Annotated in this window: 24 protein-coding genes; 8 read left to right on the top strand and 16 right to left on the bottom strand. The window is 54.1% G+C overall.

All coding sequences use genetic code 11. The features are described 5' to 3' along the window. The first annotated feature begins 88 nt into the window (after positions 1–88). Positions 89–1840, top strand: a complete 1752-nt coding sequence (gene ligB / locus CKF42_RS08645) for an NAD-dependent DNA ligase LigB (RefSeq protein ID WP_111207987.1) — start codon at positions 89–91, stop codon at positions 1838–1840. Here the strand turns inward: ligB and CKF42_RS08640 are convergent. The 9 genes from CKF42_RS08640 to CKF42_RS08605 form a co-directional block, all read right to left on the bottom strand. Next, positions 1778–2395: a trimeric intracellular cation channel family protein gene (locus CKF42_RS08640; RefSeq protein WP_009088129.1), complete on the bottom strand. Its 618-nt coding sequence runs from the start codon at positions 2393–2395 to the stop codon at positions 1778–1780. The genes ligB and CKF42_RS08640 overlap by 63 nt on opposite strands. A gap of 432 nt (positions 2396–2827) precedes the next feature. Then, positions 2828–3472, bottom strand: coding sequence for an oligosaccharide flippase family protein (locus CKF42_RS08635; RefSeq protein ID WP_111207998.1), 645 nt, complete (start codon positions 3470–3472; stop codon positions 2828–2830). Between the two features lie 762 nt (positions 3473–4234). Further along, positions 4235–4630 carry a hypothetical protein gene (locus CKF42_RS08630; protein ID WP_009088126.1) on the bottom strand — a complete coding sequence of 132 codons (396 nt, stop codon included), beginning with the start codon at positions 4628–4630 and terminating at the stop codon, positions 4235–4237. A 135-nt stretch (positions 4631–4765) separates the two neighbouring features. Beyond that, positions 4766–5908: an alanine racemase gene (locus tag CKF42_RS08625; protein ID WP_111207986.1), complete on the bottom strand. Its 1143-nt coding sequence runs from the start codon at positions 5906–5908 to the stop codon at positions 4766–4768. A gap of 218 nt (positions 5909–6126) precedes the next feature. Beyond that, positions 6127–7050: a kdo(2)-lipid IV(A) palmitoleoyltransferase gene (gene lpxP / locus CKF42_RS08620; RefSeq protein WP_046100868.1), complete on the bottom strand. Its 924-nt coding sequence runs from the start codon at positions 7048–7050 to the stop codon at positions 6127–6129. Next, entirely contained in the window at positions 7028–7204 is a 177-nt protein-coding gene (locus CKF42_RS21175) for a hypothetical protein (protein WP_158000249.1), read from the bottom strand. The genes lpxP and CKF42_RS21175 overlap by 23 nt, the downstream gene beginning before the upstream one ends. A gap of 405 nt (positions 7205–7609) precedes the next feature. Next, entirely contained in the window at positions 7610–8098 is a 489-nt protein-coding gene (locus CKF42_RS08615) for a DUF943 family protein (RefSeq protein WP_111207985.1), read from the bottom strand. Next, entirely contained in the window at positions 8095–8910 is an 816-nt protein-coding gene (locus CKF42_RS08610) for a DUF3289 family protein (protein ID WP_111207984.1), read from the bottom strand. Before CKF42_RS08610 ends, CKF42_RS08615 begins: the two co-directional genes overlap by 4 nt. 297 nt (positions 8911–9207) lie before the next feature. Further along, complete coding sequence (locus CKF42_RS08605) at positions 9208–10071, bottom strand: YicC/YloC family endoribonuclease (RefSeq protein ID WP_009088118.1); 864 nt, start codon at positions 10069–10071, stop codon at positions 9208–9210. Between the two features lie 157 nt (positions 10072–10228). Between CKF42_RS08605 and CKF42_RS08600 the strand changes: the two genes are divergently transcribed. Then, positions 10229–10654: a DUF3574 domain-containing protein gene (locus CKF42_RS08600; RefSeq protein WP_111207983.1), complete on the top strand. Its 426-nt coding sequence runs from the start codon at positions 10229–10231 to the stop codon at positions 10652–10654. 35 nt (positions 10655–10689) lie between these two features. On the opposite strand, the gene CKF42_RS08595 is transcribed toward CKF42_RS08600, so the two are convergent. Next, positions 10690–11874 carry a NupC/NupG family nucleoside CNT transporter gene (locus CKF42_RS08595; protein WP_046100862.1) on the bottom strand — a complete coding sequence of 395 codons (1185 nt, stop codon included), beginning with the start codon at positions 11872–11874 and terminating at the stop codon, positions 10690–10692. A gap of 150 nt (positions 11875–12024) precedes the next feature. Here CKF42_RS08595 and rph point away from each other — a divergent pair, with 150 nt between their 5' ends. Next, positions 12025–12741 (top strand): ribonuclease PH, encoded by a 717-nt coding sequence (gene rph, locus CKF42_RS08590; protein ID WP_009088115.1) that lies wholly within the window; start codon positions 12025–12027, stop codon positions 12739–12741. A 49-nt stretch (positions 12742–12790) separates the two neighbouring features. Further along, a complete protein-coding gene (gene pyrE / locus CKF42_RS08585; protein ID WP_009088114.1) occupies positions 12791–13432 on the top strand; it encodes an orotate phosphoribosyltransferase in 642 nt (213 codons plus the stop codon). Positions 13433–13460: 28 nt separating this feature from the next. On the opposite strand, the gene slmA is transcribed toward pyrE, so the two are convergent. The 3 genes from slmA to coaBC form a co-directional block, all read right to left on the bottom strand. Then, positions 13461–14057 (bottom strand): nucleoid occlusion factor SlmA, encoded by a 597-nt coding sequence (gene slmA, locus CKF42_RS08580; RefSeq protein ID WP_111207982.1) that lies wholly within the window; start codon positions 14055–14057, stop codon positions 13461–13463. 118 nt (positions 14058–14175) lie between these two features. Further along, entirely contained in the window at positions 14176–14634 is a 459-nt protein-coding gene (gene dut, locus CKF42_RS08575) for a dUTP diphosphatase (protein WP_146239925.1), read from the bottom strand. After that, positions 14612–15832: a bifunctional phosphopantothenoylcysteine decarboxylase/phosphopantothenate--cysteine ligase CoaBC gene (coaBC, locus tag CKF42_RS08570; protein ID WP_033736105.1), complete on the bottom strand. Its 1221-nt coding sequence runs from the start codon at positions 15830–15832 to the stop codon at positions 14612–14614. The genes dut and coaBC overlap by 23 nt, the downstream gene beginning before the upstream one ends. 180 nt (positions 15833–16012) lie before the next feature. Here coaBC and radC point away from each other — a divergent pair, with 180 nt between their 5' ends. The 4 genes from radC to mutM all read left to right on the top strand — a co-directional run bounded on the left by radC (position 16013) and on the right by mutM (position 18213). Continuing rightward, on the top strand, positions 16013–16669 hold the full coding sequence (radC, locus tag CKF42_RS08565) for a DNA repair protein RadC (RefSeq protein WP_009088110.1): 657 nt from the start codon (positions 16013–16015) through the stop codon (positions 16667–16669). 240 nt (positions 16670–16909) lie between these two features. Continuing rightward, positions 16910–17146, top strand: coding sequence for a 50S ribosomal protein L28 (gene rpmB / locus CKF42_RS08560; RefSeq protein WP_006121249.1), 237 nt, complete (start codon positions 16910–16912; stop codon positions 17144–17146). A 20-nt stretch (positions 17147–17166) separates the two neighbouring features. Next, positions 17167–17334 (top strand): 50S ribosomal protein L33, encoded by a 168-nt coding sequence (gene rpmG, locus CKF42_RS08555; protein WP_001051798.1) that lies wholly within the window; start codon positions 17167–17169, stop codon positions 17332–17334. 69 nt (positions 17335–17403) lie between these two features. Then, complete coding sequence (gene mutM / locus CKF42_RS08550; protein WP_111207980.1) at positions 17404–18213, top strand: bifunctional DNA-formamidopyrimidine glycosylase/DNA-(apurinic or apyrimidinic site) lyase; 810 nt, start codon at positions 17404–17406, stop codon at positions 18211–18213. On the opposite strand, the gene coaD is transcribed toward mutM, so the two are convergent. The 3 genes from coaD to waaA are packed head-to-tail and all read right to left on the bottom strand — an operon-like array spanning position 18210 to position 20736. Then, positions 18210–18689, bottom strand: a complete 480-nt coding sequence (gene coaD / locus CKF42_RS08545) for a pantetheine-phosphate adenylyltransferase (RefSeq protein WP_046100859.1) — start codon at positions 18687–18689, stop codon at positions 18210–18212. The genes mutM and coaD overlap by 4 nt on opposite strands. Next, on the bottom strand, positions 18686–19462 hold the full coding sequence (locus CKF42_RS08540) for a glycosyltransferase family 2 protein (protein WP_111207979.1): 777 nt from the start codon (positions 19460–19462) through the stop codon (positions 18686–18688). The genes coaD and CKF42_RS08540 overlap by 4 nt, the downstream gene beginning before the upstream one ends. Beyond that, the gene (gene waaA / locus CKF42_RS08535) at positions 19462–20736 is read right to left on the bottom strand and encodes a lipid IV(A) 3-deoxy-D-manno-octulosonic acid transferase (protein WP_009088102.1); all 1275 of its coding nucleotides are present in this window, start codon (positions 20734–20736) and stop codon (positions 19462–19464) included. Before waaA ends, CKF42_RS08540 begins: the two co-directional genes overlap by 1 nt. Positions 20737–20795: the final 59 nt, after the last annotated feature.

Genomic DNA, 20795 nt, shown 5'->3' with positions numbered 1-20795 from the left:
CGACAGCCTCTCTTCCATCATTGTACATCGTCGCTGGCTGGTGCTGATGGCCTGAGGTTGAATGCCACAAAACCTCAGGAGAGAGAAGATGAAAGGAGTTGGCTGGAGGCTGTTTGGGGTGGCGCTGGGGTTCGTCCTCTGTCCGGCGCACAGCGCCCTGTGTCCGGTCTGGACCCCCATCCGGGCGGAGAAAGAGATCGCTCGCCTGCAGCAGCAGCTGCAACACTGGGACGAGGCCTACTATCAGCAGGGGCAGAGCCCGGTGGCGGACAGCGATTACGATGCGCTGCAGCAGCGCCTGAATCACTGGCAGCACTGCTTCAGTCCTTCGCAGCCTGCTTATACACCGCAACTGCCGAACAAGGGAGAGCATCTGCATCCGGTTGCGCATACCGGCGTGAAAAAGCTGCGGGACAAGCTGGCTCTGGCCTACTGGATGCAGGGACGGCACGATCTCTGGGTACAGCCGAAAGTCGATGGCATTGCTGTTTCGCTGGTTTATCGCCAGGGCCGGCTGGTTTCCCTGTTGAGTCGCGGCGATGGCTTACGCGGTGAAGAGTGGCTGAGTAAAGCCGCTGAGATTCCGGCGATCCCACAGCATATCGACACCCGCCTTGACGAGGTGGTGCTGCAGGGTGAGCTCTTCCTGTCGATGACCGGTCATCAGCAGGCAACGGATGGCGGCAGGAATGCGCGCGCGCAGGTGGCGGGTGCCATGATGAGCAAAACGCGGGCTCCGCTGCGGAAGTCGCTCAATATCTTTATCTGGGCCTGGCCCGATGGTCCCGCCGCAATGACGGAACGCCTGCAGCAACTCAGCCGCTGGGGACTGGGTGTGGCGGAAAAATGGAGTCACCGGGTAAACGACGAAGAGGATGTCGCCGCCTGGCGAACGCGCTGGTTCCATGCTGCGCTGCCTTTTGTGACTGACGGTGTGGTGGTACATCAGGCCCGGCGACCTGCGGGTAAAAACTGGCTGCCGGGCGAGGGGAGCTGGGCCGTTGCCTGGAAATATGATCCTCCTGAAGTGAGCGCGGAAGTGCTCTCGGTCGATTTCCCCATCGGCCGGACCGGTAAAATCGCGGCGGTTCTCAATCTGCAGCCGGTTCAGCTGGATGATAAGACCGTCAGACGGGTCAGCGTCGGATCGCTGCGTCGCTGGCAGGAGATGGACATCGTTGCAGGCGATCTGATTACGCTGAGCCTGGCGGGCCAGGGTATTCCCCGGCTGGAGCGGGTGATCTGGCGCGTGGCAGAACGGCACTACCCTCAGCCTCCCGATGCGGCGCGCTACACGCCGCTGAGCTGTTTCACCTTCAGTGCCGCATGTCAGAAACAGCTGCTGGCAAAATTACGCTGGCTCAGCCAGAAAGCGGTGCTGAATATTCCGGGCGTAGAGCGCAGCACCTGGCTGCGCTTACTGGAAAGCGGCGCAATGACGCACCTCTTTGGCTGGCTGACGTTAACACCGGAACAGATCGCCGCCGCAACAGGCCTCTCTCCGGAACGGGCAAAGGCGATCTGGCACCGCTTTAATCTCACCCGCCAGCAGCCGCTTCGCCGCTGGGTGGCGGCGTCCGGCGTTTCACTGCCACGCAAGGCGCTGAACACGCTGCCCGACAGGCAGTGGGAAAGCTTAACGCAGCGGGATGTGATGGCCTGGCAGACCCTGCCGGGTGTGGGCGCAGCACTGGCCCGGCGCCTCGTTGCGCAGTTTCATGATGCCCGGCTGCAGGCCGTGATCGCGTTCCTGCAGCAGCAGAACATCCCCGCTTCCTCAATGCTCGGGATGGGGATAGTTGAAAATGGGCAAACCGAGACGGAAGCGCAGCGCCAGTAAGCGCGCAAAGAATCCGAACAGCAGAGTAATGATGATGACGGCTTCATGCGCCAGGGTTGTTTTCAGCAGCAGGATATACATCCAGCCCGAGGCGAAGGCGATACCGGCGTAGAGCTCTTTCTGAAACACCAGCGGAATGCGATTGCAGAACATGTCGCGCAATACGCCGCCGAAGACACCCGTAATCACCGCGCTGATGGCGGCAATAATCATGGCATGTCCGGAATCCAGCGCAACCTGTGCGCCAATGATGGAGAAGACCACCAGGCCCAGCGCATCCAGCACCAGAAACACTTTGCGCAGGTGTGTCATCAGGGGAGCCACGAATGTCGTCACCACCGCTGCTGCCGCAACGATCATGATGTATTCAGGGTGCTTTACCCATCCCAGCGGATAGTGACCGAGCAGAATATCGCGCACTGACCCGCCGCCTATGGCGGTCACCGAGGCGATAATAATGACGCCGAACAGATCCATTTTGCGGCGACCGGCCGCCAGCGCGCCGGTCATGGCTTCGGCGGTAATACCAATGATGTAGAGAACAGTCAGTAACATAGCAGGCTCCAGTGAGACGGCGACAAGGCTACGGCATTACCTTAGCGCCAGCGACTGAGATTTTCTGGCGAGCGGCGTCCGGGATGAGCGCAGTTTATACCAGCCAGCGATGGCGTCAGCATATAAAGGCTCTCTGACGAGCGGACTGAGCTGAACGCATGAGAAAATCTGAGATGAAGGCGCAGAGATCCGGGGCATGTTTCTGTCCGGATTGCGCTTACGCAGAACGGGGGACGTCGTGACCGCAAAGGCTTTTTCGCTACCCGGCGAAGATTCATCCGGACAGGAAGGAATAAGCAGAGGTGAGGATAGAGGAAATAACCGGTCAGAGGGAAAAGATATCCGGCGCAATAAAAAAGAAAGGCGTGCTGGTTAACAGCACGCCAACGCATCGTTTCGGATGCTCAGAGCCCACCTTACAGACTTATTATATTATTTGTTTCTTGCACGAATTTTAGCAAAGGCATTCAGGCTAAAACGATATTCTGGCTGGAACCATGAACGACCGTAGTAGCAGTAAATCAGCATGCGAATAGACGCCATCGCCAGATAACCCCAGATTGCACATAATACGGAAGGTGTCAGCCAGACGGTAAATAAGGTCACGCCCAGTCCGGCCAGTACTGACGATGTTTCCGCAAAGGCGATACGGGTGTACTGTTTTTCGCGCTGTAATATCGCACGATAATGCTGGCCCTGTGGAATAATAATAAAGACCACGGAGACCATCTGCAGCATTAATGCCAGCTCGGGCTGATCAAACAGGTTACTGAGCAGATGGCTGCCAGAAAAGAGCAGGCCAAATATTGCCACACCCACCAGGACATTCCCCCAGTAAAGGATGGACAGATCATTAATCGAGAGCATGCAGCGGCGGATCAGTGAGTTTGAGAAGCCCCGATCGGCCAGCGTATCGATAGCCAGCAGAGCAATCACGGCGATCGCCAGCAGGTTAAGTTCGTTTGCCTGCAGAATCTGCGCCAGCAACGAAAGCTGCAGAACGCCGATGCCAATAATTTTAATGGAAGAGAGCAGAGACCATTTTGCGCTATTAAGACTGCTTTCGCGTATTGCCATAATATACTCGTTAGAGTCCGGCGACTCTGTGAGAATGTTGTCTTTGTGCAACGGCAAGAGATGATTGCTGTGACACCGTTAATGAGTGCAATTCTTTCTGAGCGGAGTCCTGGAAAAATTTATCAGGCTTGCCCTGTTATTATGTGCTGCTTTAAATAATCCTGGAAAGTATCCCTGGTAAAGTCCCTGTTTCGTGTCATGGCGGAATTCCCTGCTATCACAAAGAATTCCGCCAGATCACGAATAAATCCTGTTGTTGTTTTATATTCTCCTGCCAGCATCCTTGCGGCAAACTCAACGCTTTCATTTAAAGATTCGCTGAGCGGTCCATGACTTTTTACTGCTTTATCATTATGGGTATTGCTGTGTGTGAAATGATTTATACATTGTTTTATTTAATTTAACACCATAAGAAAAGTCTGATAACGGGGCCGCAGAAATAAATGGTTTCACTTTGTGCATGATAAATATTAAATCCTCAGTGGTGGCATAATAAACGCCGATTAAGGATTAATGTGTGCAGGAAACAATCAAAACATGCAGGAGGTATTAAAAGCCCTGAAATCCCGGGGAATCCCTGCTTCTGACAGGGTTTTTCCAGGAATTTTCCTGGAAGGGAAGCTTAAGCAGGGTTGTTACTAATGGTGAAGGCGCGGTCACCAATCAGATAAGTGCTTTATGCTTTATCCGCGCAAATTTTTCTGTTTTTTTTCATTACCGGCCAGCCATAACTACAGAAAGAAATCGCGCTAAGTTATTGATTTACTGAGTCAGCAAATGATTGAGTTTTTCCAGATCGTTGCTAACCCATTCAATATCCTGCTTAAATTTCTCATCAGAGGTAAATGGCTGGCGATAGACCGTCACCATCACTTCGGCGCCCTGTTCATTCGCTATCACGCGCATAGGCACGTAGATCTCTCTGCCAGAGCCGCTATCAATCCAGTGATCCATCACACCAAACGGATTATGGGGCGAGAAACGGAGCTTCACATTTCCCTGCGGGCCTTTAGCACGCCAGCGATTGCCATCAGGTTCTAACGCGCTGTGCGTCAGGCCGGAAGCCCACTTAGGAAAAAATTCGGGCTTCCAGATGGTTTCATAGAGATCTAACCAGTGGCGCGGAATCGTCAGGCTCAGCGTGCGCGAGGAGAGCATATAACCTCCGGGGGAGAAGCAAAAAAGCATTAAAGCACGGCCACCGGTATGTTAAAACGTTGTAACGACAGAAGTGTGGTGCTGGCAGGGTTTCGTACAGGGCGCAGACAGCGTAAGGCGCTGTCTGCAACGGCTTCAGATAAAGTTACCACGCGCAGACACCGCCTGGTCTTCACTCTGGCCGGTGGCGTGACGCAGAACAAAGCCATCTGACTGGGCCATTACGGCGCAACTGTGATTGGGGAAAATGCGCAGCAGCGTGCCGACTTCAGGGCGATGATGCTGATAAAGCAGGAACCCATGTTCTTCCGATAGTTTTGTAACCTCATAGGTCTGACCTGCTTCATCCACGGCAATGCCAAAGCCGCTGGCATTGGTGCCGTGCGGCCCTTTATCCGAACTCAGCATTTTTGATCCTGCATCCACAATCACAAAGTGATCGTTCACCGCGACCACACGGGTAATCACGCTCATTGCCAGCTGATCGACGTGGCTTAAACCGAGACGGCAGGCGGTCAGGTCCAGCAGGGCATAATTGCCGGGCCGGATTTCCCTGGTGCCGGGCGCAATATCTGCCGCCAGCGCGGTCGGGGTTGAGCCGACAGAAACAGGGCAGTCGCCAAACCCGGCAGCCTGCAACTTTAACTGCAGTCGCTGCATCAGGGCCATTTCCTGTCGGGCAATCTCAGCGATGGCCGCGACATGACCGGCACCATAAGCGTGACCGGCATGCGACACCAGTCCGGCAAAACGTAACCCTTTGTCCCGCAACGCCTGCGCTATCTCCACAGCTGCATCGCTCTCAGGATTGACGCCAATCCGGTGTAAACCGACATCAACTTTAATCGCCACCGCCAGTTCGCATTGCGGTTGCTGCTGCCAGGCCGCAGCTATCGCCTCCACACCCTGCAGTCTGTCCGCAATCAGTGTGACTTTCGCCTGGTGCTGCACGGCGAGACGCAGTAATTCTGCCACGCTCTGTGGTTGCACCACCGGATAGGCTAACAGCAGATCGCGAATGCCACCCTGAATGAAGGTGATGCCTTCGCTGGGTTTAGAAACGGTGACGCCCTGTGCGCCGAGCGCAAGCTGCTGCTGAGCAATCCAGACGCTTTTATGCGTTTTGATATGAGGGCGAAGTGCAACGCCTGCCGCCTGTGCTTTTTGCTGCATCTGCTGCAGGTTCTGCTCCAGTCGCGCTGCATCCACTTCAATATAGGGGGTGAGGCGGTCATCAATCAGCGGACGCTGCCACTGCTGTTTATCGTTGATATCCATATGAAGGTCCGGCCTTGAGGTAATAAGGGTGTTTATGATTGCTGAATTAACGATCTGATACCAGTCTGCCCACTCGCCGCGTGAGGCCGGACAGCAGGTATGGCAGGAATGTGTTAAGCAAAGCCCGGCAGGCAAACGGAAGAAGGCGCGAAAGTCAGACTGCAGGAAGGAGAGGCTGAAAAAATAAAGCAGGCGCGTGGCCTGCTTTATCCGTTAACTCAGACGTAGAGCGATGCTTCACCCGGTGGCCGGGTTTTGAAGCGACGATGCAGCCAGAGATACTGCTCAGGCGCACGCAGGATCTGATTCTCAATGACTTTATTCATATAAGCCGCGGCCGCTGCCTCATCCGTATGCGGGTAATTTTCCAGCATCGGTTCAATGATCAGGTGGTAGCCATAATTATCGGGATTACGGATCAGCATAATCGGCACCATCGCTGGCTTCGCCAGACGCGACAGGACAAACGTCCCGTTGGTGGTGGCGGCTTTTTCTACCGCAAACAGTGGTGCAAAGGTGCTGCCTTTAGGGCCGTAATCCTGATCCGGTGCAAACCAGACTGATTCACCCTGTTTAAGCGCATGCACCATACCGCGCAGGTCGCGACGGTCGATCATCGCTTTGTTTGAGCGCATCCGACCCCGGGTCTGTACATACTCCATTGCCTGATTGTTATGCGGGCGATACATCGCCATCATCGGCTGGCAGAGACCGCTGATGCGACCGCCCAGTTCCAGCGACATAAAGTGCACGCCAATCAGCATCACACCACGCTTTTCGTTCTGCGCCGCATGAAGATTTGCCATCCCGGTGACATTAAACAGACGCCTTACGGCACGATCCGACCAGAACCAGGCTATACCGGTTTCTGCCAGTGCCATGCCCAGTGAGGCAAAATTGCCGGCGATCATCGCCTCTGTTTTTTCTTCACTGATGCCCGGAAAGCAGAGTTCAATATTCCGGCGAGTGATGCGCTCGCGACGCTGCAGGAAATGACGGGAGATCCTGCCTGCACCGGCACCCAGACGCATAAGAAGAGGGTAGGGAAGCTGGACGATGAGCCACAGCACACTAAGACCAAACCAGGTAAACCAATAACGCGGATGCAGCAGCGAGCTGCTAAATTTTCCGGTGTTTTTCATTAAAACCTTCATGAGATAAATGGATGCATCGCATAAAGAACACTTCCATAAAGTCTCCAGGCGCTACAGCTGTACTGATTTCGACCAGCACTTTATCAAAAAGTGCCTTCAAAGAAAGGGAAACTACTGACTCCACAGGATTGACCAGTTTCATGGAGCGAGCGCATTGAGGGTGTTCAGAAGAGGATTTTATGGAAAAGTCTCTTTAATTCAGTGCATTAGAAAATGTGGTTCTGAAAGGAAAAACGTGACAAATGACCGTTCAGGAACAGTCCGGAAATGATTATTTATCTATCTTTACGAAATCCCGCGGCACTTAAGCAGCACGATCCTTCTGTATGCCACTACATCTCAGCCCACCTTGTACAAAAAGTGAGTAAGCTGCCATCGCTGACGCTTACTCACTTTCCATCGAATAAAGGCTTACGTGACATTAAGAATCTGAACGTTGATTAATATTTAAATATCCTTAATTTTCAATTACTTAATTTGATTTTATATGGATAGTTAAAGTTTCACTCCTCAATTAACCCCTCCATTTTTTGCAGTGACTATCTGGTCATCTTAAGGCTCTAATGGTGGTCGTAAATCGTTCACCCTTGATGAGTTCACCAGAAGGTTTTCGATAGTAAGATTCACCATCAAAACGATAGTAAGTGTAGCCATCCTTAGTTTTAGTAATGTCCATGAGCCAGTTTGATTTGTCTATACAATTTTCTTTTGTCTTCATGTCATCGAAGCAAAACAAGTAATCAATATCATGATCTGGAAATAAGCCAGAGTTCTTAGGGGCAAGCTTTTGATACTTACCGTTAAAGTTCCAGATTGAAACATTGTAAGTTTCAGGCGAAGAGATGGTTTTAACACCATTGTTATCCCACCATTTTATTTTATTACTATCAGTGAAAGGGATGTTTTCAGCTAACAGTTCTCTGTTAACACCCGAGCCGTGAATAGCGATAATTTTAGGAGAGCTAAAAAACATTAAGTAAAAAAAAGAAAGTACGATTAATAAAAATATGGAGAATAAAATTTTTCTGGTTCTCATCGATTCCTCCGGCCACTAATTTCTAATACTGCTTTCATATTTGTAAAAAAGGGTTTGTAGGCTAATTTTTCCCATCGTTGAAGTACAAACCAGATACGAAATGCTCTTATATAATGAAACTTCATACTTGTGATATCAGTTTTGTCGAGACCAAAATGATCTTGTCCTGTAAAAGTTACTTTAGCTACATAACCACTATCAGTTATATCCAGTTGTGTGAGTTGTATATTCGTAGCATATATATCATGTATTGACATGCCTAAACCATTAAAGCTATCAGCCCATCTGTTGAATCTGGGAAGTCTTGATTTACTTATTCCCACAGTTAATGCATTTTTAGCATCATCAGATAAGCCATTTTTTGAATCATTGGCAAACTTATCCAGGATTGACTGGATAATTGAAAGAGGTGAAGATGAAGAGGATTTATCATTCAATATTAAACTCTCATATGCCCTATCCAGAAAGGGGCTGGAATAGCTTTTTCCATTGCCGTGATAAAGATGCTTTACGAGATTGTTGAATATTTGGTGCTGTCCAAGATAATATGCAGGCATAGAAACACGAAGAAACTCATTGAAAAGAAGTTCAGCCATTTCTGCTCTGGATTTTTGACGGGTATCCCGGAATGAGTTGAAGATTGATACTTCTTTTCCAGTCCAGGGATCAACCACTTCAGAAACATCATCCAGACCCAAATCGCCTCTGAGTTGCTTCTCAGTAAGATCACCACACTTCATATCATCAGTACTATAATCGTTAAACTTATGCTTTGTTTGATAGATCGTAGCAGGCAACGTTAATACTGACATGATAACCTCCTTGTGATATCAATATTTCGTACTCTATTTTAATATAATTAAAACTTTCAGAATCGATACATCTGTAAAAACTGAACCCTTGTTTATTACAGTTCAGTTCATAAAGCTACCACTCTAAAGATAGAACCGATCCCTGCAATGTTAAACGGCATAATTGAGAAAGTGAAGTGGTGTGTGTCTCACTTTTCATTTTGATTCGGTTTTTCCTGCTGAATTAACCGGAACTCAGGACCTATTTAAAAGCCCATTTAACATGGGCTTATGGATATTCATGGATGGGAGTGGAAATTATTCGATATTCTGAATCTGCTCACGCATCTGCTCGATCAGCACTTTCAGCTCAATGGCTGAAGCGGTGATATCGGCGTTAATCGATTTTGACGCCAGCGTGTTTGATTCGCGATTAAACTCCTGCATCATGAAATCGAGACGACGGCCCACGGCCTCTTTCTTTTTCAGGATGTTGTAAGTCTCTTTAACGTGCGCATCCAGACGATCCAGCTCTTCAGCGACGTCAACACGCTGCGCCATCATCACCAGCTCCTGCTCAAGGCGATTATTTTCCAGCTGGACTTCCGCATCTTCCAGCTTAGCGACGAGGCGCTCGCGCTGCCATTTGATCACTTCAGGCATCTGTGCGCGAACCTTACTGACTTCCTGTGAAACGCCTTCCAGACGCTGTTCAATCATCGCTTTCAGCGCGGTGCCTTCGCTTTCGCGAGCCGCAACGAAGTTATCCAGCGCATTGTCCAGCGCCTGCAATAACTGCGTGTTGATGGCATCCAGATCCTGCTCCTGGGCAGACATCACGCCAGGCCAGCGCAGAATATCCAGCGGATTAATCGCACCTTCATCGCTCTGCATTTTGACCCAGTTAGCGGCCTGAACCAGCTGTTTTGCCAGCGTTTCGTTCAGCATCAGCTCGCCCTGTGCGCTGGGATCGGCGTCATAACGCAGGTTGCACTCGATTTTCCCGCGCGTCAGACGCTGGCGAATGCGCTCGCGGATAACCGGCTCCAGCCCGCGAAACTGTTCCGGCAGGCGAATGTAGGTTTCCAGATAACGCTGGTTCACGGAACGCAGCTCCCAGGCGGCGCTGCCCCATTCGCCTTTGGCTTCGCTGCGGGCATAAGCGGTCATACTGCGGATCATAAGTGGCACTCTTTTACGGAAAGATGGGTGAAGTATAGCGAGGCGAGCCACGGCATAACAGGCATAAGCGTCTCACAGGGCAATAACGAACGCTTTACGCCTTCAGTGACAGCCACTTATGATGACCACTGACCCCCTGTGTGAGGATTACTGATCGATGTCTCGCGTGATTGCTCTTCCCGTTATGCTGGCGCTGCTGCTGTCAGGTTGCCAGACTCGCCATCCGGCACCCACTAAACCGCAACCGATCTGCGCGGGTGGCGACATGATGATGCAGACCACCTTGTGGTTTGGACTGAGCAAGCCCGATGGCGGTACGGTCAGCTCACTCGACTGGATGAACTTCGTGGACAATGAGGTCACGCCACGCTTCAAAGCGGGCCTGTCGGTCTATGACGCAAAAGGTCAGTGGCTGGGGGAAAACGGGAAGCTGGCAAGAGAGAACAGTAAAGCGCTGCTGCTGATACACGGCATCGATCCCACCATCAACCATGATATTGAGGCGCTACGCAGCCTCTATAAAAAACGCTTTCATCAGGAGTCGGTCATGCGGGTGGATGCGCCCGTCTGTGTCGGGTTCTAGGGGGAAGGGGCGGCAGAGCCACCGCCCCTGCATCATCAGATAAACAGACCGGCAAAAGCCGCAGAAAGGAGGCTGACCAGCGTAGAGCCGTAAACCAGCTTCCAGCCAAAGCGGGACACCACATTACCCTGCGTCTCGTTCAGGCCTTTTATTGCTCCCGCCACGATGCCGATTGAGGCGAAGTTAGCGAAGGAGACCAGGAAGACCGACAGAATCCCCAGTCCGCGTGCGCTCATACCTGCCGCTACCTTCTGCAGCTCGATCATCGCCACAAACTCATTTGCCACCAGCTTGGTTGCCATAATGCTGGCCGCCTGCAGGGCATCGGCTTTGGGAATGCCAATCAGCCAGGCCAGCGGATAGAACAGATAGCCGAGCAGCTGCTGGAAGCTGTACCCGAACAGCGCCGCGAACAGCGCGTTAACGGCGGCAATCAGGGCGATAAAGCCAATCAGCATGGCCAGGATGATCATGGCCACTTTGAAACCCGCCAGGATGTACTCGCCGAGCATCTCGAAGAAACTTTGCTCTTCATGCAGTTTTTCCAGGGCTATAGGCTGCTCATCCTGCTGTTTCATCGGGTTGATGATCGACAGGATAATAAAGGTGCTGAACATGTTAAGCAGCAGTGCGGCAACCACATACTTTGCTTCGATCATCGACATGTAGGCGCCGACAATCGACAGCGACACGGTAGACATTGCGGTCGCCGCCATGGTGTACATCCGGCGCGGCGGGATATCACCGAGGATCCCTTTGTAGGCGATAAAGTTTTCCGACTGACCGAGAATCAGCGTGCTGACGGCATTGAACGATTCCAGCTTACCCATGCCGTTAATTTTCGACAGCAGCGTCCCGAAAATACGGATCAGCAGCGGCAGGATACGCCAGTGCTGCAATATGCCGATCAGCGCGGAAATAAAGACAATCGGGCAGAGCACGCCGAGGAAAATAAAGGCCAGCCCCTGTTTGCTCATGCCGCCAAACACGAACTCCGTGCCCTGTGCAGCGAAGCCCAGCAATGTCTCAAAGAAGCCGGCGAACGAACTGACCAGCGCCAGCCCTCCGGCAGAGTGAAGGAAGAACCAACCCAGCGCGGCTTCCACCACAATCAGTTGAATAATAAAGCGCAGGCGAATCTGTTTACGGTCATGACTGACCAGCAGCGCAAGGGCGAAAATCACCACCAGCGCCAGCAGGAAATGAAGAATGGCGGCCATATGTCTTTTTAATCAGAGTGAAAGGAACGCGCATTTAGCCACAGCTGGCGCGGAATTTCATCTGGAGCCTGCGCCCGACCAGCGCAAGAGACAGCGGGCATGGAAGTCCGTATAATGCGCAGCCAATCATTAGCAAGCCGGAGATAACCCATGCGTCCAGCAGGCCGTCGCGCACAGCAGGTGCGTCCAGTCACATTGACCCGCAATTACACCAAACACGCAGAGGGTTCCGTTCTGGTGGAGTTCGGCGAAACGAAAGTGCTTTGCACTGCCTCCGTAGACGAAGGGGTTCCGCGTTTCCTTAAAGGGCAGGGCCAGGGCTGGATAACAGCTGAATATGGCATGCTGCCGCGTTCGACCCACAGCCGCATGGCGCGTGAGGCCGCAAAAGGCAAGCAGGGTGGTCGCACGCTGGAAATTCAGCGTCTGATTGCCCGCTCACTGCGCGCCGCCGTCGATCTGAAAGCGCTGGGAGAATTCACGATTACACTCGACTGTGACGTGATCCAGGCCGATGGCGGCACCCGCACCGCGTCCATCACCGGTGCCTGTGTGGCGCTGGCCGACGCGCTGAACAAACTGGTCGCCAGCGGCAAGCTGAAAGCCAATCCGATGAAAGGCATGGTCGCCGCTATTTCCGTAGGGATCGTGGCGGGCGAAGCGCTGTGCGATCTGGAGTATGTGGAAGATTCAGCCGCAGAAACCGACATGAACGTCGTGATGATGGAAGATGGCCGCATGATTGAGGTTCAGGGCACCGCCGAAGGCGAGCCGTTCAGCCATGAAGAGCTGCTGGCACTACTGGCGCTGGCACGCGGCGGAATTGAGGAGTTAATTCAGGCGCAGAAAGCGGCACTGAACAGTTGATGTAACAGGCGACCACAGAGTCGCCTTTTCTTTATTTGAGGAGTGAGAAATGAAAGCCTGGCAGCGTCAGTTTATTGAATTCGCCCTGAACAAACAGGTGCTGAAGTTCGGTGAGTTCACTTTAAAGTCCGGACGTAAAAGTCCCTATTTCTTTAACGCCGGTCTGTTTAACAGCGGACGGGATTTAGCGCTGCTGGGACGCTTCTACGCGCAGGCGCTGGTGGATGGCGCTGTCGATTTCGATCTGCTCTTTGGCCCGGCCTACAAAGGTATTCCGATTGCGACCACTACCGCGGTGGCGCTGGCGGATCATCATGACCGCGACGTGCCTTACTGCTTCAACCGCAAAGAAGCCAAAGATCACGGCGAAGGCGGCCTGCTGGTGGGCAGCCCGCTGCAGGGCAAAGTGATGCTGGTTGATGACGTGATCACCGCAGGTACGGCGATTCGTGAGTCGATGGATATCATTGGCGCGCACAACGCTACGCTGGCGGGCGTGCTGGTTTCGCTTGATCGTCAGGAGCGTGGCCGTGGTGACATGTCAGCCATTCAGGAAGTGGAACGTGATTATGGCTGTAAGGTGACGGCGATTATTACGCTGGCAGACCTGATTACGTGGCTGGAAGAGAAGCCGGAGATGGCCGATCACCTGGCTCAGGTGCGTGCCTATCAGCAGGCGTACGGGATTTAACCCGGGCGGGCGTAATGCCCGCCTTTGTTCAGACCAGCTGGGCCGCGATAAGTGGCCAGCGGCTATCGAAGTCTGCGGTAGGACTGAAGCGAAACTCCGAGCGGACATAGCGCGACAGTAAGCCTTCACAGAAGGCCAGCAGCTGACTCGCCAGCAGTGCTTCATCAGCCTGAAAGGTTTCACCCTCACGCATTTTACGCTCACGCATGACCTGTCGCAGCTGCACTTCAATCCGCTCAAACAGCTGGTTGATACGTCCCTGCAGCCGGTCCTGCTCAAACATCAGCGCATGACCGGTCAGAATGCGCGTCAGTCCCGGATTACGCTCACCAAAACCCAGAATCAATTGCACGATCAGACGCAGGCGCGTCATGGTCTCTTTTTCATCTTTGAGGATCAGATTGATGCGGGTAATGAGACTGTCTTCGATAAACTCGATCAGACTGTCGAACATCCGTGTTTTACTGGGAAAGTGACGATAGAGCGCCGCTTCGGATACGCCCACGTTGGCTGCCAGTTTGGCTGTGGTAATACGCTGACTGCCATCACCGGACTGCAGCATCTGCGCCAGCGCCTGCAAAATCTCTTCACGACGATTTCGCTTCACGACTTTTTTTTCTGCCATGACCTTAAAAACCCCTGAAATTCACCTGAAACAGGCAACACCTACGCATCTGCCACAAGAACGCGTCTCATGGCGATGAGGAAAAATAACGGGCGTAAGTGAAAGTCGGTAATACGGGTTACTGGCGGCCTGAGTGGCCGAAGCCGCCTTCGCCGCGCAGGCTGGCGTCAAACTCTTCTACCAGATTAAATTGCGCCTGCACTACCGGAACGAAGACCAGTTGCGCCATGCGGTCGCCAGGCTGCAGTGAGAAGCTTTCCTGACCGCGGTTCCAGACGGAAACCATCAGCTGCCCCTGATAGTCGGAGTCAATCAGACCGACCAGGTTGCCCAGCACGATGCCATGCTTATGGCCAAGGCCGGAGCGCGGCAGGATGACCGCAGCCAGATCGGGATCGGCAATATGAATCGCCAGACCGGTCGGAACCAGCGTCGTGGTGCCCGGTGCGATGTCGAGAACATCATCAATACAGGCGCGTAAATCTAACCCAGCGGAACCTGACGTGGCGTAGGTCGGCAGCGGAAATTCTTTGCCGACGCGCGCATCGAGGATTTTAACGTCTATTTTTTTCATCATAACGGCTGACAATCTCGTCTATTAATTGTTGGCCAAGGAGAGACTTATCGCTGAGCGGTAAGCGCTTTTCTCCATCCTGCCAAAAAAGGTGAAGAGCATTGGTGTCGCTATTAAACCCCTGTCCGGTTTGAGCGACGTTGTTAGCGCAGATCAGATCCAGATTCTTGCGCACCCGTTTTTGCCGGGCGTATTCTTCCACATTCTGTGTTTCAGCAGCAAATCCAACGACGAATGGCCGGTTTTCCTGAAGTGCGGCGACGCCGGCAACAATGTCGGGATTCTTTATCAGGTTCAGCGTGACGGTATCATCGCCGCCCTGTTTCTTGATTTTATCGGCCGCAATATCGGCTGCCCGGTAGTCTGCCACGGCTGCGCTTGCAATGAAAATATGTTGTTTATCTATCTCACCCATCACGGCGGCCTGCATCTCCAGCGCACTGGTGACATCTATGCGCCGTACGCCGGCAGGGGCAGACAACGTGACCGGACCGCTGACCAGCGTGACCGTTGCGCCGCGTCGGGCGGCGGCGGCGGCAATCGCAAACCCCATTTTTCCGGAGCTGTGGTTGGTGATGTAGCGCACCGGGTCCAGCGCCTCACGGGTCGGACCGGCGGTAATCATAATGTTGAGATGTTGCAGATCGTTGACGGGGGTGGCCCATGTGACCGCATGGTCCACAATCGCCAGCGGATCGAGCATCCGGCCGGGGCCGACATCGCCGCAGGCCTGGCTGCCGCTGTCCGGCCCCCAGATCAGCACGCCACGCGCCTGTAACTGCTCCAGGTTGTGCTGCGTCACCGCCGCGCGATACATCTGCTGATTCATGGCGGGTACCACAGCCACGGGCGAGGCGGTCGCTAACACGGCGGTGGTCACCAGATCGTTTGCCATACCGGCGGTAATACGGGCTATCAGATCAGCCGTCGCCGGTGCCAGTACAATCAGGTCGGCCCACTTTGCCAGCTCAATGTGACCCATCGCGGCTTCCGCCGCCGGGTCGAGCAGATCGTCAAACACCGGATAGCCGGAGACGGCCTGCAGGCTGAGCGGCGTAATAAACGCCTTCGCGCCCTGCGTCATCATGACGCGGACATCGGCACCGCGATCGCGCAGGCGGCGCACCAGCTCCGGAGTTTTATAAGCAGCAATGCCGCCGCTTACGCCAAGAAGAATTTTTTTGCCGGCTAATCCCATCATGATGTTGGCCTCACTAAGCTCTCTGCCGCACGGGGCGGCGAATGCACGGACTTTATCACAAAAGTGCGGATGCGCCTTTTCACGGACTGCGTTTGCGAGCCGCCCCGAAGATTGTGGCTGCGCTGATGGCACCCCGGGCATGGCTGGGTCATGCTGGGGTTGATCTCAGGGAGAGCAGACATGAAAAACAGTGGACCACGGGAAAAACTGCAGAAGCTGGGCGCGCATGCCCTCAGCGATACCGAACTGCTGGCCATTTTTCTCCGCACCGGCTCGCCGGGGCAGAACGTCATTGAGCTGGCCGGACAGATGCTGCAGGAGTTTGGCTCGCTTTATCAGCTGATGACATCGGGCAAGGCGGCTTTCAGTAACATAAAAGGCGTTGGTGATGCCAAACTGGCCCAGCTGCACGCGATTGCCGAACTGGCGAAGCGTTTCTTCGCCAGCAAGCTGGCGCGCGAAAGCGTGATGGAAAATCCCCAGATCACCCGCCAGTATCTGCAAAGTTTATTAGCCCATCAGGAGCGCGAGATCTTTATGGCCCTCTTTCTGGATAATCAGCACCGGGTGCTGCGGGCACAAAAAATGTTCTCGGGGTCGATTAACAGTGTGGAAGTGCACCCACGCGAGATCGTCCGGGAGGCGCTGAAGCTCAACGCCGCCGCGCTGATTCTGGCGCATAACCATCCGTCGGGCATGGCGGAACCGAGCCGGGCTGACCGCCAGGTGACCCATAAAGTCAGCGAAGCCTGTCAGCTTCTCGACATCCGCCTGCTCGATCATCTGGTGATAGGTCATGGCGAATATGTCTCCTTTGCTGAGCGGGGATGGCTCTGATAGCGGGAAAATTCGCGCCAGGTGGCGGCTTTTTGCCCGATCATTCGGGATCTTTATCTGTTCGGGACTTGAGCACTTGGGCTGAGCGGCGTATACTACGCCACCTTTGAGAATCTCGGGTTTGGCGGTTAGGCCAGCTTAGCGGGTTCCATGGAACTCGCCTGGCGGGCTGCAAGCCTGACGAGGCGGCCAAAACCTAATTTTTAAAGCTCGAGCTGATTTGATTTTTGGAGAATAGACATGTCACGAGTCTGCCAGGTAACTGGAAAGCGTCCGGTGACCGGTAACAACCGTTCCCACGCAATGAACGCGACGAAACGCCGTTTCCTTCCGAACCTGCACTCACACCGTTTTTGGGTTGAGAGCGAGAAGCGCTTCGTTACTCTGCGTGTATCTGTAAAAGGTATGCGTATTATTGATAAAAAGGGCATTGATACGGTGTTAGCCGACATGCGTGCCCGTGGTGAGAAGTACTAAGAGTACTAAGGAACTGAATCATGGCTAAAGGTATTCGTGAGAAGATCAAGCTGGTTTCCTCTGCTGGTACAGGTCACTTCTATACCACCACGAAGAACAAACGTACTAAACCAGAGAAACTGGAACTGAAAAAGTTCGATCCGGTTGTACGTCAGCATGTGATCTACAAAGAAGCTAAAATTAAGTAATTTTAGTGTTCTGCTAAAAACCCGGCTCCGGCCGGGTTTTTTGTTTGTGTAAAACGCTGAGGAGAGGGTATGCCAGAGTTGCCAGAGGTTGAAACCAGCCGCCGCGGTATTGAGCCGCATTTGGTGGGTGAAACCATCCTTCACGCCGTGGTGCGTAATTCCCGTCTGCGCTGGCCTGTTTCACAGGAGATCCATGCGCTGAGCGATCAGCCGGTGCTCAGCGTGCAGCGCCGGGCGAAATATCTGCTGCTGGAGCTGCCGCATGGCTGGATCATTATCCACCTGGGCATGTCCGGCAGCCTGCGCGTGCTGCCGGAAGAGCGGCCTGCGGAGAAGCATGACCATGTTGATTTGGTGATGAGCAACGGCAAAGTGCTGCGTTACACCGATCCGCGGCGTTTTGGTGCCTGGCTCTGGAGCAGCGAACTGGCAGGCAGCAGCGTGCTGGCGCATCTGGGACCGGAGCCACTGAGCGACCAGTTTGACGCGGCTTACCTGTTTGAGAAGTCACGCGGCAAGCGAACGGTGATTAAGCAGTGGCTGATGGATAATAAAGTCGTGGTGGGGGTGGGCAACATCTACGCCAGCGAGTCACTCTTTACCGCCGGGATCCTGCCCGATCGTGCCGCCGCCAGTCTGTCGCAGGCGGAAGCAGAGCTGCTGGTCAACACCATCAAGGCGGTGCTGTTACGTTCCATTGAGCAGGGCGGAACCACGCTGCGGGACTTCTTACAGAGCGACGGTAAACCGGGCTATTTTGCGCAGCAGCTGCAGGTCTATGGCCGGGCAGGTGAGCCCTGCCGGGCCTGCGGGACACCCATTATCAGCGGCAGGCATGGGCAGCGCAGCACCTACTGGTGCCCCCGCTGCCAGCACTAAGCCAGCTTAGCCAGCAATGCCTGATGGACGGGCGCGGACAGGAAGGCGGAGACATCACCGCCGTGACGCGCCACCTCTTTGACCAGCGAAGAGGAGATAAACGAGAAGCCCTCAGACGGCATCAGGAAAACGCTCTCCAGCGTCGGCAGCAGGTGACGATTCATCTGCGCCAGCTGCATTTCATACTCAAAGTCTGACACCGCACGCAATCCGCGAACCAGCACATTCGCCTGCTGGTCTCGCGCAAAATTGGCCATCAGGTCGCTGAATCCCACCACCTTAACGTTGGGCAGATGGGCCACCATTTCACTCGCCAGCGCCACGCGCTCCTCCAGACTGAACAGCGGCTTTTTGCTGGGGCTGGCGGCAACGGCCAGAATAACCTGATCAAACATCTGTGCGGCCCGCGTCACGATGTCGAGATGCCCAAGCGTGACAGGATCAAATGTTCCGGGATAGATGGCTTTCGTGCTCATACCTGCCCTTTTTTCGCAGCCTGATTCAGCGCCCAGAGGGCGGCATATTTGTTAAAGGTATATTGTGCGTTGACCACCGCCAGTATCCAGCCCTGCTTTCCGTCGAGAAAACCGGCGCGCAGCAGCAGCGTTTTCACAAACGCGCCCAGCGTATGACTGAACAGCGAGAACAGACCGCAACGCTTACCACGCTGGTGGCGCTCCGTGGCCCAGGCTTCGGCATAGGCCAGTTGCTTACGCTGAAAAGCGATCAGATCGCGGCAGGTCAGATGCTGTAAATCGCCGGGTAACGCCACCACCGGTGCCCCGTCACGCTGCAGCGATTCATGCACCAGATTATCATTGTAGCGGAAGGTGCGCGGATAGAGCCGCATCACGCGGTCAGGGTACCAGCCGCTGTGGCGCATAAAGCGCCCCAGAAACAGATTGCTGCGGCCCAGGCTGTAAATCGTGCGGCCCGGCGGCGCGATAAGCACCTGCTCAATCGCCGTGCGCAGTTCCGGTGTGACGCGCTCATCGGCATCGATCATCAGAATCATATCGCCGGTGGCATAGTGCTGCGCGCGCTGGCGCTGGATGCCATACCCCTGCCAGTCATCGCTGTGGTAGACCTTCGCGCCAGCCTGCGTGGCAATATCGGCACTGTTATCGTGACTGCCTGAATCCAGCACGATAATCTCATCCGCCCAGCTGACTGAAGCCAGACAGTCTGGCAGCAGTTCCGCTTCATTTTTGGCGATCATAACGACTGAAAGACGCTGGCGTGCTGACATCAGTGAGCCCGTGGAGGTAAATGCGGTTCAAGTAACTGGAGCAGACGCTGTAACGCACCCTGGTTCTGGTGCAGCACGTCCACGGCATGACGGCCGTAATAACGACGATAGTCATCATCCTGCAACAGGTTGGTGACCTCTTTTTCCAGCGAGAACACGTCGGTGACAGTAATCAGTCCCTGGCCTTCCTGCAATTTGCCGCAGATATCTTTAAAGTTCCAGATATGTGGCCCCATCAGAACCGGAATCGCGTGCGCTGCAGGCTCCAGCGGATTGTGTCCGCCGCGCTCCACCAGGCTGCCGCCGACAAACGCCAGATCGGCAATGCCATAAAGCAGCATCAGTTCGCCCATCGAGTCGCCGATGACCACCTGGGTGGAGCCCGAGGGGATCTCGCCGCTGCTGCGCAGAATAAAGCTAAAGCCGCGCGACTGGGTCAGTTCACGCGCATCGTTAAAGCGCTCAGGATGACGCGGAACCAGAATCAGCAGCAGATCAGGGAACGTCTGCAGCAGGCGGCGGTGGGCATCCAGCACAATGGCCTCTTCGCCTTCGTGAGTGCTGGTGGCAATCCAGACCGGACGGCGTGGCGCCCACTGGCGACGCAGCGTGACGGCTCTGGCGGCCAGCTCTGGCGTGACAGAAATATCAAACTTCAGGCTGCCGGTGATCGCCAGCTGAGAGCGTTTCAGGCCAAGCTCCAGGAAGCGGTCGCCATCTTCACTGTTCTGTGCTGCTATCAGCGTGATGCTCTGCAACAGCCTGCGCATGAATTTACCCAGCTTGCGATAGCCTTTGGCGGATCGGGCTGAGAGACGCGCGTTGGCGATCACCAGCGGAATGTTACGCTGATGCAGAATGCGGATGATGTTCGGCCACAGCTCGGTTTCCATGATGATCACCAGCCGGGGGTTGACCGTGTCCAGAAAACGATTAATCGATCCGGGCAGATCGTAAGGCAGATAGACGTGGTGCACATCTTTGCCAAAGGCTGACTGTGCACGCTCAGAGCCGGTTGGCGTCATGGTCGTGACGGTAATCGGCAGGGTCGGGTAACGATGACGCAGCGCGCGCACCAGCGGCACCGCGGCCAGGGTTTCCCCCACGGAAACCGAATGCAGCACAATGCCGTCGGGCTTCACTTTGCCAACGCAATAGCCATAGCGCTCCGCCCAGCGTTTGCGATACGCCGGTGCTTTACGACCGCGCAGCCACAGGCGCAGCCAAATCAGTGGCTGAATAAAGTAGAGCAATGCGGTGTAAATGGTCGTCATAGTTACCGTTACAGCAGGTTCGCGTCTAAAAACAGGTTAAAATCAGATGGCGGCATGTT

Source organism: Pantoea sp. ARC270, assembly GCF_003236725.1.
Lineage (GTDB): Bacteria > Pseudomonadota > Gammaproteobacteria > Enterobacterales > Enterobacteriaceae > Pantoea > Pantoea anthophila.
Note: the sequence above shows the minus strand (reverse complement) of the source record. Positions and strands in the feature narration are given on the sequence as shown.